The sequence below is a fragment of the Acinetobacter sp. AOR01_HL genome, assembly GCF_027855455.1.
Taxonomy (GTDB): Bacteria; Pseudomonadota; Gammaproteobacteria; order Pseudomonadales; family Moraxellaceae; genus Acinetobacter; species Acinetobacter baumannii.
In genome coordinates, this window is sequence record NZ_JAKTIM010000016.1 from 21,048 (window position 1) to 38,897 (window position 17,850).

Below are 17,850 nucleotides of genomic sequence, written 5' to 3' on the forward strand. Positions count from 1 at the left end.
TCCCTTATTTAAGAGTCGATACCATTTGAATCATCTATCGGGTTCTGATCAAGTGTAAAAACAGTTCGTTGATAAGGTATCCCTTCTAAGTCATAAACCTGATAAATACAATCGAACAATGATTGTAAGTCTTCACTTCGGTCCATTGCCCGTGCAGTAATAAAAATTGGGCTGACCGCGCCGTTATCTAAAATCGGAATATAGTTTAAGTGTGGAAATCGAATGGTATCGGCACTTGCTGGAATAATGCAGATCCCTTCTCCTGCTGCGACTAAGCCCAAAGCCAATTGAATTTCTCGTATCTCATGCATATTTTTGGGAACCAAACTATGTTCGGCAAAAATATTCAAAAGCTGGGTTGAGAAGTTCGGTTTCGGTGAAGTGGGATACATAAACATCTTTTCATCAATCAAATCGGCCAGATATACCCCTTCTGTGCGCTGTGCAATTGGATGACTGGTATGCGCGGCAACGACCAAACGCTCTTTACGTAAAAGTATTCGTCTCACAGCGGGATCACTAATTCTTAAACGCCCAAACCCGACATCAATACGGCCTTCTTTTAACGCCTGTAACTGTTCGGTTGTACTTAATTCCATGAGCTGAATATTCAGATGCGGCTGCTGCTGACGAAATAAATAAATGATTCGAGGCAGCAATCCATAAAGTAAAGACCCGACAAAACCAATGGTCATGCTTCTTTCGATGAGACCAATACGCTTGGTCATACTTTTTATTTCTTCAGCATTCGACAAAAGTTTAACAGCGTGCTGATAAAAGAAATGCCCTGCTGGTGTGGTCTGTAAAGGGCGGCTTCCTCGCTCAAAGAGTTGAATTCCAAGCTCACTTTCCAAATTTTGGATTTGCCGACTCAAAGGCGGTTGAGCAATAAATAATTTTTCGGCTGCCTTGGTGAAGCTCTGTTCTTCTACAACAGCCACAAAATACCGTAAATGTCTTAGTTCCATCAGGTTTCCATACCTTTAAGATATATTAAAATGCAAATTCAGTCTTAGACACAGTTTAACCATTCTTTTAAGGTATATACAAGCAATAACCCGATGAAGTTATAGATCACTTGTATAGCACCGATTGAAATCATACTGGCCAACATTCGATCTATCTTTATCCATTCGCGGTTAAACACCCGACGCGTTTATGCGCTTCATTGACATATTAGGATATCAAGACCTTTTAAACCGTAGCGAAGGTCTTGATGACTTCCACCCTTTGGAAAGTCGGAGAACGGACATGCCACGTATTCCTGTAATCAATACCAGCCATCTTGACCGTATTGATGAATTACTTGTAGACAATATCGATACAGGTGAATTTAAACTTCACCGCTCAGTTTTTACTGATGAAGCCTTATTTGACCTCGAAATGAAATACATCTTCGAAGGTAACTGGGTTTACTTGGCACACGAAAGCCAAATTCCAAATAATAATGACTACTACACGACTTATATTGGTCGTCAGCCGATTATCATTGCCCGTAACCGTAACGGTGAACTTAATGCCATGATCAATGCATGTTCACACCGCGGAGCACAACTTTGCCGTTACAAGCGTGGTAACAAAGCAACGTATACTTGCCCTTTCCATGGCTGGACTTTTAATAACTCAGGTAAATTGCTCAAAGTAAAAGACCCAACTGACGCAGGTTACTCTGACTGCTTTAACCAAGACGGCTCACACGACCTTAAAAAGGTAGCTCGTTTTGAGAGCTACAAAGGCTTCTTATTTGGTAGCTTAAATCCCGATGTTCCTTCGCTTGAAGAATTTTTGGGTGAAACCACCAAAATCATCGATATGATTGTTGACCAGTCTGAACATGGTTTAGAAGTTTTACGTGGTTCATCTACCTATACCTACGAAGGCAACTGGAAACTCACTGCTGAAAATGGTGCCGATGGTTACCATGTTTCTGCTGTTCACTGGAACTATGCAGCAACGACTCAGCACCGTAAAGAAACTCAAGCTGCCGATAACATTCGTGCCATGAGTGCAGGTTCTTGGGGTAAACAAGGCGGTGGCTCGTATGGCTTTGAAAATGGACACATGTTGCTGTGGACACAATGGGCAAACCCAGAAGACCGTCCTAACTTCCCAAAAGCAGACGAATACACCGAAAAATACGGTGAAGCGATGTCGAAATGGATGATTGAGCGTTCACGTAATCTTTGTCTGTACCCAAATGTTTATTTGATGGATCAATTCGGTTCGCAAATTCGTGTACTTCGTCCACTTTCGGTCAATAAAACCGAAGTCACCATTTACTGTATCGCGCCTAAAGGTGAAGCACCTGAAGCTCGTGCACGCCGTATCCGTCAATATGAGGATTTCTTTAATGCCTCAGGTATGGCAACACCAGACGATTTAGAAGAGTTCCGCGCTTGTCAGGCAGGCTACGCAGGTATTGCCCTTGAATGGAATGACATGTGCCGTGGTTCAAAACACTGGATTTATGGACCAGACGATGCAGCAAACGAAATCGGTTTAAAACCCATGTTAAGTGGGATTAAAACTGAAGATGAAGGCCTGTATCTGGCCCAGCATCAATATTGGTTAAAGACCATGAAACACGCGATTGCTACAGAGAAAGAAATTGCTGATCAGGGAGAAACAGCATGAGTACTCAAGACAAAGCAACTTTAGAAAATATTGCTCAGTTTCTTTATCGTGAAGCTCGCTTTTTAGATGATGAACAATGGGATGACTGGCTTGAATGCTATGCGCCAGAAGCTTCTTTCTGGATGCCAGCTTGGGATGACGACGATAGATTAACTGAAGATCCGCAATCTGAAATTTCACTTATTTATTATCCAGACCGTCAAGGTTTAGAAGATCGAGTGTTCCGTATTAAAACCGAACGCTCATCTGCAACTATGCCGGACACACGCACAAGCCACAATATTGCCAACGTTGAAGTTCTCGATCGCGACGGAGACAAAGTTACTGTTCGCTTTAACTGGAATACCTTGAGTTTCCGTTACAAGACAAATTACAGCTATTTCGGTATGTCACATTATGTGATCGATTTTTCAGGTGATCAACCAAAAATCTTGAGCAAGTATGTCGTTTTGAAAAATGACTACATCAATCAAGTCATTGATATTTATCACCTCTAAGACATACCCCCTCAGCTAAACGGACTGTTGGCTGAGGGTAAAAGTTTCAAATATTTTGTAGGATACATGCCATGTCAAACCACAATATTGCACTTCAATTTGAAGATGGTGTTACACGTTTTATTAACGTAGCTCAAGGCGAAACCCTATCTGACGCAGCCTATCGCCAAAAAATTAATATTCCTTTGGATTGCCGTGATGGTGCATGTGGAACTTGCCGCGCATTTTGCGAGTCAGGTCATTATGACATGCCAGAAGAAAGCTATATTGAAGATGCATTAACACCAGAAGAAGCTGAGCAAGGCTATATTCTTGCTTGCCAATGTCGACCAACTTCAGACGCCGTATTTCAGATTCAAGCATCTTCAGATGTTTGCAAAACAGAAATTCATAGCTTCCAAGGTACTTTAGCCCGCGTTGAAAACTTATCAGACTCAACCATCACATTTGATATTCAACTTGATGATGGCCAACCGGATATTCATTTCCTTGCAGGTCAGTATGTGAATGTTGCAATTCCAGAAACTGGCGAAACACGTTCATATTCATTTAGCTCAAAACCGGGCAACCGCTTAACGGGCTTTGTGGTACGTAACGTACCGAATGGCAAAATGAGTAAATTCTTAAGCAAGAATGCCAAAGCTGGTGACAAAATGACTTTTACTGGTCCATTCGGTAGCTTCTATTTACGTAATGTAGTACGTCCAGTGCTTATGCTGGCAGGCGGTACTGGCATTGCCCCATTTATGTCGATGTTACAAGTGCTTGAAGAAAAAGGTTCAGAACAGCCTGTTCGCTTGGTTTTTGGTGTCACCAATGATTTTGATTTGGTTGCTCTAGAAAAACTCAATGAGTTGCAGGCGAAATTTCCATGGTTCGAATATCGAACTGTAGTTGCAAGCCCTGAGAGTAACCATGAACGCAAAGGCTATGTGACTAGTCATATTGAAAGTGAATGGTTAAACGGTGGCGACGTTGATGTTTACCTATGTGGTCCAGTGCCAATGGTAGAGGCGGTACGTAGTTGGTTAGAAACTGAAAATATCAAACCAGCTAATTTCTTGTTTGAAAAATTCTCTGCAAACTAACTTAAGGTGGAGAAATTATCTATGTCAAACCGTCAAAGATTTACTGATAAAGTCGTAATTGTTACGGGTAGTGCCCAAGGAATTGGTCGCGGCGTGGCATTACAAGTCGCGGCTGAGGGCGGGCAAGTCATCATGGCTGACCGCTCTGAATATGTTCAAGAGGTTCTCGCAGAAATTCAGCATGCAGGTGGTGAAGCTGTCACGATTAATGCTGACCTAGAAACCTATGCAGGCGCGCAAGCGGTTGTTGCAAAAGCCATCGAACATTATGGTCGGGTAGATATCCTGATTAATAACGTAGGCGGCGCGATCTGGATGAAACCTTTTGAAGAGTTTTCCGAAGAAGAGATCATTAAGGAAGTGAATCGCTCATTGTTTCCAACTTTATGGTGCTGCCGCGCTGTATTACCGACCATGATTAAGCAACAAGCGGGTGTGATTGTAAATGTTTCTTCCATTGCAACCCGTGGTATTAATCGTATTCCCTACTCCGCATCTAAAGGTGGGGTAAATGCCCTAACGGCGTCTCTTGCTTTTGAACATGCTAAAGACGGGATTCGAGTCAATGCTGTTGCGACTGGTGGAACCGAAGCGCCACCTCGCAAAGTACCACGTAACACTAATCCGTTAAGTCAAAATGAAAAAAACTGGATGCAACAAGTAGTTGATCAAACAAAAGATCGAACATTTATGGGTCGTTATGGCACAATTCAAGAACAAGTGAATGCAATTTTATTTCTTGCATCAGACGAAGCATCGTATATGACGGGATCGGTCATTCCGGTCGGAGGTGGAGATCAGGGTTAACCCTGATCTTTTTATATATTTGGATAAATAACATGATTTGCATGGAGGCAATCAGACATGGCAACCCTGTTCAAGACATTAAAAAATGACTGGTCCATATCAGCAACAGTTGCGGGCTTTCTTGCAGTTTTAATTTCTTACTCAGGCCCACTGATTATTTTTTTCCAAGCTGCTCAGCGTGCTCATGTGTCCACAGATATGATGGTGTCATGGATTTGGGGAATTTCAATCGGCGCTGCCGTTTCAGGTATTTATCTTTCGATTAAATATAAAACTCCTGTGATTACCGCGTGGTCTGCACCGGGTACTGCCCTGTTAGTTACCCTATTTCCAAACATCTCATTGAATGAAGCAGTAGCCGCCTATATTACTTCTGCCATCGTTATTTTCTTAATTGGCATTACAGGTTATTTCGACAAATTACTGAAGTGGATTCCACAAGATGTTGCTGCGGGCATGATGGCAGGTATTCTTTTTCAGTTTGGTATTAGCCTATTTACCGCATCTGATAGCATGCCTTTGATTGTCTTTAGTATGCTCATTGTCTTTTTAATTGCCAAACGTTTAATGCCTCGCTACACCATGATTTGGGTGTTAGCTGCTGGAGTTTTATTAAGCCTCATTTTAGGCAAAATGAATCCGGTTGATGTGAATTTTAATTTAGCAATCCCCCAGTGGATTAGCCCGGAATGGACTTGGAACTCAACACTCAACCTCGCCGTTCCTCTTATTTTAGTCAGTCTAACCGGCCAATTTTTACCGGGTATGGCGATTATGAAACTGAGCGGTTATGACACGCCAGCCAAACCCATTATTACGGCGACCAGTATTGCCTCGTTAGCCGTTGCCTGTGTCGGTGGTATTACCATTGTACTTGCCTCGATTACCGCGGCTTTATGTATGGGTAAAGATGCACATGAACTTAAAGAAAAACGATATATTGCAGGGATTGCCAACGGAATTTTTTATATTTTAGGTGGCTTATTTGCTGGCAGTATTGTCATGCTATTTAGCTTACTTCCTAAAGAGTTGGTGGCAGCACTGGCAGGTTTAGCCTTGCTTGGTGCAATTGCCACCAATATTTCTGTTGCCATGAAAAATGATGGTCAACGTGATGCTGCACTTATTACCTTTTTAGCTAGCGCATCAGGTATGCATTTTCTTGGATTAAGCTCAGTGTTTTGGGGTATTTGTATTGGTGTAATCGCCCATTTCATTCTTACCCCACGCTCAACTCCAGCCACAAATTAATTTTTTATCTAAGTGTCCACCACTAAAATAAAGCTTCAAACGCCAAATCAGGATATAAATAATTCGCTATCCCTGATTTGGCAATTTTTATTTAATATAAATTAAATTTCATTTTTAAGATGAGTTTCTAAAATAATTGACTTTAATATTTTTTATTTATTTCCACTTTAATTCCTAATATAAATTTAGCTATATTTCTAGCTGTGATTCTCAGCAATAAAATCTATAAAAAGATTTCTATAAAATCCTTAAAATTCTCACAATACAATATTTAACCCTATTTTAAACATAACAGAAGCAACAACCAAATTATTAAAATAAAACATATTTTTCAATAACTTATTTTAATAAAAATACAATACCTTAAAGACATAAAGATATATCAATTAGGTTTTTGACTCTATTCCAATAACAAAATAGTTTATTAAAAAATAACGCGATGCTTCACAAATTGGAGGTGAAGAAAATGGACACAAGCAAGGTTAATATTAATGAGTTAATTGATAAAGCCCGTTTTACATCTTTTCATTGGAAAGTTTTAATCTGGTGCTTACTTATTATTATTTTTGATGGATATGATTTAGTTATTTATGGGGTTGCTCTTCCTCTGTTAATGCAGCAATGGTCGTTAACTGCTGTTGAAGCTGGTTTACTCGCCAGTGCCGCTCTATTCGGCATGATGTTTGGTGCCATGATTTTCGGCACACTTTCAGACAAACTTGGACGTAAAAAAACCATCCTGATTTGTGTCACCTTATTTAGCGGATTTACCTTTATAGGTGCCTTTGCCAAAGGACCAACTGAGTTTGCTATTTTGCGCTTTATTGCAGGTCTTGGGATTGGTGGCGTTATGCCAAACGTTGTGGCACTTATGACCGAATATGCACCTAAAAAAATCCGCAGTACATTGGTCGCAATTATGTTTAGTGGCTATGCAATTGGTGGCATGACATCTGCGCTACTCGGTGCATGGCTCGTAAAAGATATGGGCTGGCAAATCATGTTTTTAATTGCTGGTATTCCCTTGTTACTGCTCCCGCTCATTTGGAAATTTTTACCAGAGTCTCTCGCCTTTTTAGTGAAATCTAATCATAGCGAACAGGCAAAAAATATAGTGAGTAAAATTGCGCCTCAAACTCAAGTCAATGCCAATACTCAACTGGTGTTAAATGAAAGTACAACAACAGATGCACCTGTCCGTGCACTTTTCCAACAAGGCCGTACCTTCAGCACGTTTATGTTCTGGATTGCTTTCTTTATGTGCTTACTCATGGTGTATGCCTTAGGAAGCTGGTTACCTAAACTCATGCTGCAAGCGGGCTACTCATTAGGTGCAAGCATGTTGTTCCTCTTTGCACTTAATATTGGCGGTATGGTCGGTGCAATTGGTGGTGGTGCTTTAGCAGACAGATTCCATTTAAAACCTGTCATTACCATTATGTTTATTGTGGGATCAGCAGCTTTAATTCTGCTTGGCATTAATAGTCCACAATTTATTTTGTATAGCCTGATTGCGATTGCCGGCGCTGCCACAATTGGCTCACAAATCTTACTCTACACGTTTGTTGCGCAGTTCTATCCGACGGCACTTCATTCAACTGGTATGGGCTGGGCATCGGGAATTGGCCGTATTGGCGCGATTATTGGACCAGTTTTAACAGGTGCTTTACTTTCATTTGAACTTCCTCACCAAATGAATTTCTTGGCGATTGCAATTCCGGGTGTAGTTGCTGCACTTGCAATATTTATGGTCAATCTAAAAGCCTCTGTTGCTGCACAAACGCCATCAACTTTTAACCCTCAAAACACGCTTACCCAGCAGTAAACATAAATGCGCCGAGGACTGGCGCATCTTTTTGGAAATGGATTATGGAATTATTACACCGTTTTAAACCATGTAATTTAGCAATAACTACATTATTCGGTTTATTAACTAGCTCAAGTTTATGGGCAGCAGACACCACTCAACAAAGCGAAGATGAATGGAAGTTCACGCTAAAAAATGCCTATATCAATCGTGATTTTGATAATGACGCCCTTAAAGATACCGGTAGTTGGTCTCAGGCAGCCTCATTATTTTATAAATCGAAAATGCATGACACCCCTCTGCAAATTGCAGACAAGCCAATTACGATTGGTGCCGATGCTTCTGTTCAATACGCCGTGCGCTTGAGTTCAGACAAACACGTTGCGGACACGGTCTTACCTTTTAATAAGGAAACGCAATCTCAAGCATCTGACTTTTTAAAATACGGCGCAACTTTAAAACTAGGCTACGACAAAACCCTTTTAAGTGTCGGTGAACTCTGGTTAGACTTACCAGTAACGGCTGTGGATGCCAGCCGACAATTGCTTGCCTCTTATTGGGGAACCAACCTTAAGTCGCAACTTTCAGATCAGCTTTATGCAGAAATTGGTCGGGTTGAAAAAGTATCACCACGAAATGAAGAAGATTTTAAAAAGTTTTCGTTCACGGCAAATGGAATGACCAAAGAATCTGATGGTTTAAATTACATAGATCTGCGCTATCAATTCACACCGTCGCTAAAGGGTGAATATTACTTTGGTAATTTAGAAGATCTCTACAATAAACACTATGTAGGGCTTGAGCATAATTGGAAACAACCTAATTTTGCGCTTACATCTAAGTTTAAGTACTTCAATGCAAAAGATGATGGCAATACTTTTGATATTGATGCGCAAAACATCGGGGTGCTAGAAACACTTAAAGTAAAAAATCATACCTTTGGCTTGGGCTACCAGCAAATTATTGGTGAGTCGGCTTATCCATTACCGGATGGTTTCTTACCAGAAACCTATTTCATTAACTGGAATGCCACTGGCTTCTTTAAAGAAGATGAGAAGTCTTATCATGTGATGTACGGCTACGACTTTAAAGACTATGTGCCTGGCCTAAATGCAATGGTGAAATATGTTTACGGTCATGACTTTAAAGCAGCCAATGGCGAGAAAAACCACGAAACCGAGTCGAATGTGATTTTAAACTATGCGTTTCAGCAGCCATTGTTAAAAGGCTTTGCCCTGCAATATATTCGAATTGATTACAACGTAAAACATGGCAATGACTTTGGTGAAGATCGCTTGTTTGTAAACTACACTAAAAAGTTTTAATCATTTTTGATTCAAATGAAGCGGGCTAATATTTAGCTCGCTTTATTATTTTTGAGCCATAAAAAAACGCTCTTACGAGCGTTTTTAATTAATCTAGTAACTTAAGCAACGTGCTTTTGTACAACAATTGAACCTACTGAATAGCCAGCACCGAAAGATGAAATCACGCCATATTCACCATCATCTACTTCGTGGCCTGTACGATGTAAAGCAATAATTACACCTGCTGAAGAAGTATTGGCAAACTCATCTAGAATAATTGGTGCACGGCTTAAATCTGCCTCTTTACCGGCCACATATTTCAAGATTAATTCATTCATGTTGGCATTGGCTTGATGTAACCAAAAACGCTTAATATCGTTTGCAGTTAACTGCATTTTTTCCAACTGCGCATTAATGATTTTTGCCACCAATGGACAAACATCTTTAAATACCTTGCGGCCATCTTGGCGGAATAGCTTGTCGTCAACCACTGCATCTTCACTACGGTTTAAGAAACCGAAGTTATTTCGAATGTTGTTTGAAAATTGAGTAAATAAATGAATATCTAAAATTTCAAAACCAGTTTTAGTAGTCGTTTCTTCAATAATAGAAGCCGTTGCAACATCACCAAAAATGAAGTGACAATCACGGTTACGATAGTCCAAATGACCAGAAGTAATCTCAACGTTCACCAATAAAACACGACGAGCGCCTGAACGAATTGCATCTGCCGCTTGTTTCAAACCAAAAGTGGCAGCTGAACATGCAACGTTCATATCGTAGGCATAACCTTGAATGCCAAGTGCCGACTGAATTTCAATCGCAACTGCTGGATAAGCACGCTGCATGTTTGAACATGCCAAAATTACAACATCGATATCTTCAGCAGTTACGCCTGCATTTTCCATTGCCTGCTTCGCAGCAATCACGCCCCACTCTGCTTGAAGTGAAAGTTCATCATTTGAGCGTTCAGACAAACGAGGACGCAAACGTGTTGGATCGAGGATACCTGATTTCTCAATCACGTAACGGCGCTTAATACCAGACGCTTTTTCAATAAATTCAGCGCTAGAACCACGTAACTCTTCTAGCTCACCTGTTGCAATTTTCTCTGCATTCTCTTGATTATATTGTTCCACATAAGCATTTAAACTGTCGGCCAGTTCTTCATTAGAAATGATTTCTGTTGGGTGAAATAACCCAGTACCTGTGATACGAATGCCCATGTAAAACTCCTAAAAAAATGAATAGGGTCTGTTAATCTTTCATTTATAAATTGCGTTGTAGGCTAAACAACAGCATAAACAGACCCCGATCTATCTTAACTGATTCCCAAACGATCCCATAACTTTTGCAGTCGAGTTGGCGAAATAGGCATCTTGGTTTTCATCGGTTGAGAAAATAAAGAAATGCGGAATTCTTCCAACATCAAATACAATTCTTTGATTTTTGGATCGTTTTTGAATTTAAATACCTTGTCCATCCATGGATCGACATCGTCAATTGCAGCATGATCTCGCTGTAGATTATTTGGCAATCGATCTAAACGCAATAGCAGTGCTTTTAAATAACGCGGGTATTCCTGCCAAAGATCGACTGGTTGGCGGTAAACAAAATTGCCAAGTGACATTAAATCGAGTTGATCTTCAATATCATCAATACTGCGTCCAAACACTTCTGGATCAAGCACTAAAAGCTGACGACGAATTTGTTGCCACTGAATATAAATATCACTTAATTGCTCCAGTGCTTGCTGACCATAACTCAAAAATTGTTTTTTGACCTGATCTAGCAGCTTATTAAATTCGTCAGCGTTAATTGGCAAAGTCGTAATTGCCATTTGCAAGGTTGCATAGACTAACATCTGCTCAAGCTTAGCTTTATCGCCCAAAGGTGAATATGCCAATGCGAGCGGTTTTGAAATCTGCTTTTTCAACTGGCGAACCAAATCGCCAAGTTGCATATGGACCAGACGAATAATACCTTCGCGATGCTGTTTAATCGCCTCTGCCTGATCGTTAAATGTTTGTATAACCACGCCGGGCTCATCTTTCGCCTCAAGTTCGGCAAAATTTTTAGTTGGTACTAAAGCTTGATATTGTTTAACAACAACACCTGTCACCTTCTGTGAAGCTTCAAAGGTAAAGTTTTCAGGGAAGGTTTTAAATTCACCTTTTTGCTGTTTCACCGGACGATGCGTTTCTACGCGACAACGAGCCTTCAACTCAGCTAAGTCACGGCCTTTGGCGATCAATTTACCTTTTTCATCAATCACCTTAATAAAAGGCACCAAATACGGATCTATGCGTTCAAATGAAAAATCTTTTTCCGTAATCTGCTCACCACGTAAAGCAAACGCCAGATAGCTAAAGATATGTTGTCGCAAATGTACAGCATCAATACCTTGCATGAGCTTACGCGCCGTATCTGGAATTGGTACGAGGTTACGACGTTTATCTTTTGGTAAGGCTTTCAATAAGGCTTCAATGAGATCTAAACGCCAGCCTGGAATCCCCCACGACCAAATATTTTCATCTACCTGAGGCAATGCCTGTACCGGAATTTGGACCGTTGCGCCATCTTCATCATGACTTGGGTCAAAGCGATAAGTAGTTGCCAAGCGTAACTGACCATTATGTAAATGATCAGGGAATTGCTGCGTGGTCGGACGGTCATTGAGCCAAAGCGCATCATCTTCCACGTATAAATAACGTGGATTTTTTGCTTCTACAGTTGCACGCCAGTCTTCAAAACTACGACGACTCGCAATTTCTTCAGGAATTTTCGACGCATAGAACTGATAAATCGTTTCTTCATCGACCACCAAATCGCGGCGACGTAATTTATCTTCAACTCGCTCTACTTCTTCAAGTTTAAGCAAGTTGTGTTTTAAAAATGGTGGAACTGTACCCAGATTTCCTGTGGTTAATGCATCACGTAAGAAAATCTCATGTGCAGCAGGTTGGTCAACTTTCTCAAAATTAACCAAACGCTTCGGTTCAATAATTAAACCAAACAATGAAATTTGTGCATAAGCATTTACAATACCGGCTTTTTTAGACCAATGCGGCTCGAAATAGTGATATTTCAATAAGTCGCGTGCAGCAAGCAAAATCCATTCAGGATCAATTTTTGCTAATGTACGTAAATAGACCTGAGAGGTTTCAACCATCTCAAAAGCCATCACCCATGCAGTATTGGTTTTATGCAACGTACTCGCCGGAAAAACTTTAGCCTTTTGCTGACGCACTGCCATAAAGGTATTACGTTCATCAGTTTTATTGGCAATAAAAGACAATAAACCTGTTAGCAACGCACGGTGCAAGTTTTCATAATTTGCAGGCTTTTCATTAAAACTAAGTTTTAAACCTTCGGCCAGCTCAACTAGCTGCTGGTGTGTCTGTTTCCATTCACGTAACCGTAACCAGCTTAAGAAATGCTGCTTAGCAAATTGACGACGCTTGTTTTCCGACATTCCTGCTTCACCTTTAGGATTTAAAGTATCCCAAAGTTTTAAATAAAACAGAAAATCTGAATCTGCCTCTTTGAATAATGCATGCTTTTGATCAGCTTGCATTTGTTTATCTGCTGGACGTTCACGCGGGTCTTGAACTGCGAGTGCACTGACCACCACCAAAATTTCTTTGAGTACACCAAAATGAGCACCACCCACAATCATACGTGCGAGTCTTGGATCAATCGGCATACGTGCCATCATTTGGCCGACTTTGGTCAGTTCATTTTTCTTCTCGTTCAGCGCACCTAACTCAATGAGCAACTTACGACCATCATTGACTAGACGGAAATCTGGCGGCTCAATGAAATCAAAATTTTCCAGCTCACCTAAACCTAAGCTCTGCATTTGCAGAATAACCGATGCTAAGTTAGTTCGCTTAATTTCAGGTTCGGTAAACTCAGGACGACTTAAAAAGTCTTCTTCGCTATATAAACGAATACATACACCTGGAGCAACACGACCACAGCGCCCTTTACGTTGATTTGCTGCAGCTTGTGAAATTGCCTCAATCGGTAAGCGTTGCACGCGTGAACGGTAGTTATAACGAGATATACGTGCAAAGCCGCTATCAATCACGTAGCGAATATTAGGAACAGTCAGTGCAGTTTCTGCAACGTTCGTCGCAATAATAATACGGCGGCCCTTTCCACTTGGGCTAAAAATCTTTTGTTGCTCAGAAACGGCTAAGCGTGCATACAAAGGTAAAATTTCGGTATGTCTCGGCCCGTACTTTTGTAAGGTTTCCTGCAATTCTCGAATTTCTTGCTCTGTACTTGAGAAAATCAGAATATCTGCATGTTCTGGATGGCCTTTTTCTTCGGCATCAGCAAAGCATTCCTCTACAGCTTGTACGACTGCACGCGGCAGGTTTTCTTCAAAGTCATCGAACTCGTCGTCATCACTACCACCAATATTCATTTCTGAAATTGGGCGATAACGCACTTCAACCGGATAACTACGCCCTTCTACTTCAAAAATTGGTGCATTATTAAAGTAGTTACTAAAACGATTTACATCTAAAGTTGCCGAAGTCACAATGACTTTTAAGTCTGGGCGTTTTGGCAGTAACTGCTTTAAATAGCCCATAATAAAATCGATATTGAGTGAGCGCTCATGCGCCTCATCAATAATGATGGTGTCATATTTAGACAAGAAGCGGTCATTACCTAACTCGGCAAGCAAAATACCGTCGGTCATTAAACGGACAATCGAATCTTGCGAACCTTGTTCATTAAAACGGATTTTAAAACCAATTGACTCGCCGAGCTTTTCGCCGACTTCTTCTGCAATACGCTGCGACACACTACGTGCAGCTAAACGGCGTGGCTGGGTGTGACCAATCATACCAGTCAAGCCACGCCCTGCTAACATTGCAATTTGAGGGAGCTGAGTAGTTTTCCCTGAACCTGTTTCACCAGCCACAATAATGACCTGATGCTTTTGAATCGCTTCAATTAAACGGTCAGCATATTGGGTTACAGGAAGGTCCTGATTTAATGTGATTTTTGGTAAGCGTTCAAAACGTTGTCTAACTTTTGCATTAGACTGTTCAAATAATTTTTCAATCTCTGCAGTATTGGCTTTTTTATCTTTACGTAAACGATTTAAACGGTAACGATCTCTCGCCATCACCCATTGATCTATATTTAAACCATTCAGCACAGATAAATTTTCCTGAAAATTCAACAATCCTCTATTTTACGCCTTAATGACCATAAGGTAAAACAATTGGTTTTTTATATATTTTTAATTTTTTTACATTTCACCCTTGAATTTTTAGTAGGTAAGCTTCATGTTGTTAGGCAAGTTTCTTTTACTATAACTGTCATTTGATTTACATGTTTTTGCAGTCAAATCGAATACAGTATTTGGGGACTTAAAAATCGAAAATTTCATACTTATTCAATTTTCCGATTTTAGTCATGTAAAAATACTATTTCCCCAATAAAGAATTTTTATTTATTCTACATCTCGTAAACAAGTTTAAATATAAACCTCAATCATGGAGACAATGATGAGCTTGATTAATACTGAAGTTAAACCTTTCCAAGCAACTGCTTACCACAACGGCCAATTCATCGAAGTGAACGAAACTAACCTTAAAGGTAAGTGGTCTGTTGTATTCTTCTATCCTGCTGACTTCACTTTCGTATGTCCTACTGAGCTTGAAGACTTAGCTGATAACTACGCTGAATTCCAAAAATTAGGCGTGGAAATCTACGGTGTTTCTACTGACACTCACTTCACTCACAAAGCTTGGCACGACACTTCAGACGCGATCAAGAAAATCCAATACCCATTAATCGGCGATCCAACTTGGACTCTTTCTAAAAACTTTGACGTTTTAATCGAGTCTGAAGGTTTAGCTGACCGTGGTACTTTCGTTATCGATCCAGAAGGTAAAATCCAAATCGTTGAAATCAACGCTGGCGGTATCGGTCGTGACGCATCTGAACTTCTTCGTAAAGTAAAAGCTGCTCAATACGTACACGCTCACCCAGGTGAAGTTTGCCCAGCTAAATGGAAAGAAGGCGAAGCAACTCTTGCTCCATCTATCGACCTAGTTGGTAAAATCTAATCTCTCTTAGATTTTAAAAACCTAAAGAACCATCCTTTATCGGATGGTTCTTTTGTTTTGAATAAGCACATCACATTTTCTACTGATACTTTTACAATTCTGCCCTTCCCCGTTACCTAAACATTGAGTAATGTCAAATAAACAACTGGTTATTTTTTGAGTACGTTTGATATGAAATAAAGGGGTGCATTTATGGCGAATACAGCGGTCGTCACTTCATGGAAATACAATGCGACATCGCGTCATTTAAAAATCTTTTATAGCGATGGCTCAGGAGATCTTTATCATCCTGTTCCTGAGTTTGTTTATGACAACTTATTGCGTTCAACCGATAAAGCCGCTTTTGTACACAAATACTTAGAATTTAATTTGCACTTTACCCGACTCTCTTTGGTGATTGCCTCATAAAATTATAAAAAAGGCCTGTTCAAAACAGGCCCCAACTGGAATATGAAAAATTATTTCAGCATAACTATTTTGTGACCACTAAACACAAACCTGCGCCGACAGGCAAAATGCTACTCATGTAATCCGGATCTTTTTTAATTAAAGCTATAAATCGATTTACTTCTGCCGCATGGGATATCACATTATCGACAACTAAAACCCCACCTTTAGGCTTCATTAGGCGTTTTAAATCTGGCCAATAATTTTCATATGCATCGCGTTCAGCATCTAACAAAATAAAATCAAATTTTTCCTGAGCTGCTTTTAAGTAATCGGCTGCATCTCCTACCCAAAATTGAACAATTTCACTGAGCTCTAACTCAGCTACATGACGTTTTGCCTCTGCACTTCGCTTTGCATCAATTTCAACTGTAATGACTTGCCCACCAGTCGCTTGGGCAGCTTCAGCAAGCCACAAAGTTGAATATCCTGTTGAAGTGCCAATTTCCAAAATAGACTTGGCTTGCTGCATACGAATAAGCTGGGAAATTAGCTGAGCAGATTCTACTTCTATATTACGATATCTTTGTAGACGATCGGATTGCTGTGAGTCATGCTGTTTAAAGGTGTCATATAAATCAGCAACTCTTTGTAAGAAAATAGTATTTGGCATCTATTTTACTCCTTCTTTATATGACAGCCATTTTATTTAAGTACTTTGTATTAATTTAAAACGCGGTATGATGCTACCATCACTCATTTGCACGGTTTCAGTAAACATATCAAGTGGTCGAACCCAAGTTGAATAATCACCATATAAACATTGATAAACGACCAATTCCTCTTCAGTTTCACTGTGTTTTGCTACAGAAAAAACTTGATAGAGATTACCTTTATAATGCTGATAAATGCCGCGTTGCAATGACATGAAAGTACCTTTTAATGTTATGACATAAAATCTTTACAGCCATATAACATATATAAATTTTCAAACACTTTCACTTTAAAATACTGCAAAACTAAAAATGAAATTAAGATGCTCTTTTGCACTTTCTTAACTTACGCGTTGTTGCAAACCAACATTCAAAAAAACGATTAAATTCATAAAAACATACTGTTTTACCTATTCATTGTTTTAACGTACTATGCATCTATTGAAAGAATTTGGATGCATTGGAGTAAAAAACAGATGTTAGATCAAAACATTAAAACTCAATTAAAAGCTTACCTAGAACGTTTAGAAAGTCCAATCGAATTAGTTGCTGCTTTAGATGAATCAGATAAAGCTGCTCAAATTAAAGAATTAGTAACTGAAATCGCTGAGCTTTCTGAAAAGGTAACAGCCCGTTTTGACGGTAATAATACACGTCGTCCAAGCTTTGGTGTGGCTAAAGCAGGTGAACAACCTCGTGTGTTCTTTGCAGGCTTACCAATGGGCCATGAGTTTACGTCTTTGATCTTGGCGCTGTTACAAGTGTCTGGCTATGCACCTAAAGTGTCGGATGAAGTGCTTAACCAGATTAAAGGCTTAAACCTCAAAGCTAACTTTGATGTGTTTGTATCGCTAAGCTGTCATAACTGTCCGGACGTGGTACAGGCGCTTAACTTGATTGCCATTTATAACCCGAACACCACAGCAACCATGATTGATGGTGCATTCTTCCAAGACGAAGTGGAACAACGCAAAATCATGGCTGTACCGATGGTCTTCCAGGACAATGAACACATTGGTCAAGGTCGTATGACCCTTGAAGAGATTGTGGCAAAACTTGATACCAACTCAGCTGAAAAAGACGCAGCAGCACTCAATGCCAAAGATGCGTTTGATGTATTGGTGATTGGTGGTGGACCTGCAGGTGCAACAGCTGCAATCTATGCAGCGCGTAAAGGCATTAACACAGGTATCGTGGCTGAACGCTTTGGTGGTCAGGTCATGGACACCATGGACATTGAAAACTTCACTTCTGTGCAAAAGAC

The 17,850-nt window shown here is 40.2% G+C and carries 14 protein-coding genes and 1 pseudogene; 10 read left to right on the plus strand and 5 right to left on the minus strand.

The genetic code is table 11. The features are described 5' to 3' along the window. Positions 1-8: 8 nt before the first annotated feature. The gene (locus tag MKL62_RS03490) at positions 9-968 is read right to left on the minus strand and encodes a LysR family transcriptional regulator (protein WP_000423281.1); all 960 of its coding nucleotides are present in this window, start codon (positions 966-968) and stop codon (positions 9-11) included. A gap of 283 nt (positions 969-1,251) precedes the next feature. Here MKL62_RS03490 and benA point away from each other — a divergent pair, with 283 nt between their 5' ends. The 7 genes and pseudogenes from benA (at position 1,252) to MKL62_RS03530 (ending at position 9,409) form a co-directional block, all read left to right on the plus strand. Beyond that, positions 1,252-2,634 carry a benzoate 1,2-dioxygenase large subunit gene (benA, locus tag MKL62_RS03500; RefSeq protein ID WP_005129070.1) on the plus strand — a complete coding sequence of 461 codons (1,383 nt, stop codon included), beginning with the start codon at positions 1,252-1,254 and terminating at the stop codon, positions 2,632-2,634. Continuing rightward, a pseudogene (gene benB, locus MKL62_RS03505) lies at positions 2,631-3,150 on the plus strand (benzoate 1,2-dioxygenase small subunit). Before benA ends, benB begins: the two are co-directional and overlap by 4 nt. 52 nt (positions 3,151-3,202) lie before the next feature. After that, complete coding sequence (gene benC, locus MKL62_RS03510) at positions 3,203-4,219, plus strand: benzoate 1,2-dioxygenase electron transfer component BenC (protein WP_005129074.1); 1,017 nt, start codon at positions 3,203-3,205, stop codon at positions 4,217-4,219. A gap of 21 nt (positions 4,220-4,240) precedes the next feature. Next, a complete protein-coding gene (locus tag MKL62_RS03515; RefSeq protein WP_005129075.1) occupies positions 4,241-5,026 on the plus strand; it encodes a 1,6-dihydroxycyclohexa-2,4-diene-1-carboxylate dehydrogenase in 786 nt (261 codons plus the stop codon). A 57-nt stretch (positions 5,027-5,083) separates the two neighbouring features. Further along, complete coding sequence (gene benE, locus MKL62_RS03520; RefSeq protein ID WP_000212301.1) at positions 5,084-6,277, plus strand: benzoate/H(+) symporter BenE; 1,194 nt, start codon at positions 5,084-5,086, stop codon at positions 6,275-6,277. A 466-nt stretch (positions 6,278-6,743) separates the two neighbouring features. Then, positions 6,744-8,102, plus strand: a complete 1,359-nt coding sequence (locus MKL62_RS03525; RefSeq protein WP_005129076.1) for an aromatic acid/H+ symport family MFS transporter — start codon at positions 6,744-6,746, stop codon at positions 8,100-8,102. Between the two features lie 44 nt (positions 8,103-8,146). Next, a complete protein-coding gene (locus MKL62_RS03530; protein ID WP_005129077.1) occupies positions 8,147-9,409 on the plus strand; it encodes an OprD family outer membrane porin in 1,263 nt (420 codons plus the stop codon). 101 nt (positions 9,410-9,510) lie between these two features. Here MKL62_RS03530 and MKL62_RS03535 read toward each other — a convergent pair whose 3' ends face one another. Beyond that, positions 9,511-10,617, minus strand: a complete 1,107-nt coding sequence (locus MKL62_RS03535) for a beta-ketoacyl-ACP synthase III (protein ID WP_005129079.1) — start codon at positions 10,615-10,617, stop codon at positions 9,511-9,513. A 95-nt stretch (positions 10,618-10,712) separates the two neighbouring features. Beyond that, positions 10,713-14,570 carry an ATP-dependent RNA helicase HrpA gene (gene hrpA / locus MKL62_RS03540; protein ID WP_030423698.1) on the minus strand — a complete coding sequence of 1,286 codons (3,858 nt, stop codon included), beginning with the start codon at positions 14,568-14,570 and terminating at the stop codon, positions 10,713-10,715. A 352-nt stretch (positions 14,571-14,922) separates the two neighbouring features. On the opposite strand from hrpA, the gene ahpC reads away from it, so the two are divergent. Next, a complete protein-coding gene (gene ahpC / locus MKL62_RS03545) occupies positions 14,923-15,486 on the plus strand; it encodes an alkyl hydroperoxide reductase subunit C (RefSeq protein ID WP_005129082.1) in 564 nt (187 codons plus the stop codon). Positions 15,487-15,678: 192 nt separating this feature from the next. Next, the gene (locus MKL62_RS03550) at positions 15,679-15,894 is read left to right on the plus strand and encodes a KTSC domain-containing protein (RefSeq protein ID WP_000024050.1); all 216 of its coding nucleotides are present in this window, start codon (positions 15,679-15,681) and stop codon (positions 15,892-15,894) included. A 64-nt stretch (positions 15,895-15,958) separates the two neighbouring features. Here MKL62_RS03550 and MKL62_RS03555 read toward each other — a convergent pair whose 3' ends face one another. Beyond that, positions 15,959-16,546 carry an O-methyltransferase gene (locus tag MKL62_RS03555; RefSeq protein ID WP_001133993.1) on the minus strand — a complete coding sequence of 196 codons (588 nt, stop codon included), beginning with the start codon at positions 16,544-16,546 and terminating at the stop codon, positions 15,959-15,961. A gap of 36 nt (positions 16,547-16,582) precedes the next feature. Continuing rightward, complete coding sequence (locus MKL62_RS03560; RefSeq protein ID WP_005129083.1) at positions 16,583-16,801, minus strand: DUF1653 domain-containing protein; 219 nt, start codon at positions 16,799-16,801, stop codon at positions 16,583-16,585. 261 nt (positions 16,802-17,062) lie between these two features. Between MKL62_RS03560 and MKL62_RS03565 the strand changes: the two genes are divergently transcribed. Continuing rightward, positions 17,063-17,850, plus strand: a 788-nt coding sequence (locus MKL62_RS03565) for a thioredoxin family protein (protein ID WP_213030426.1), incomplete at its 3' end; no start/stop codon positions are given.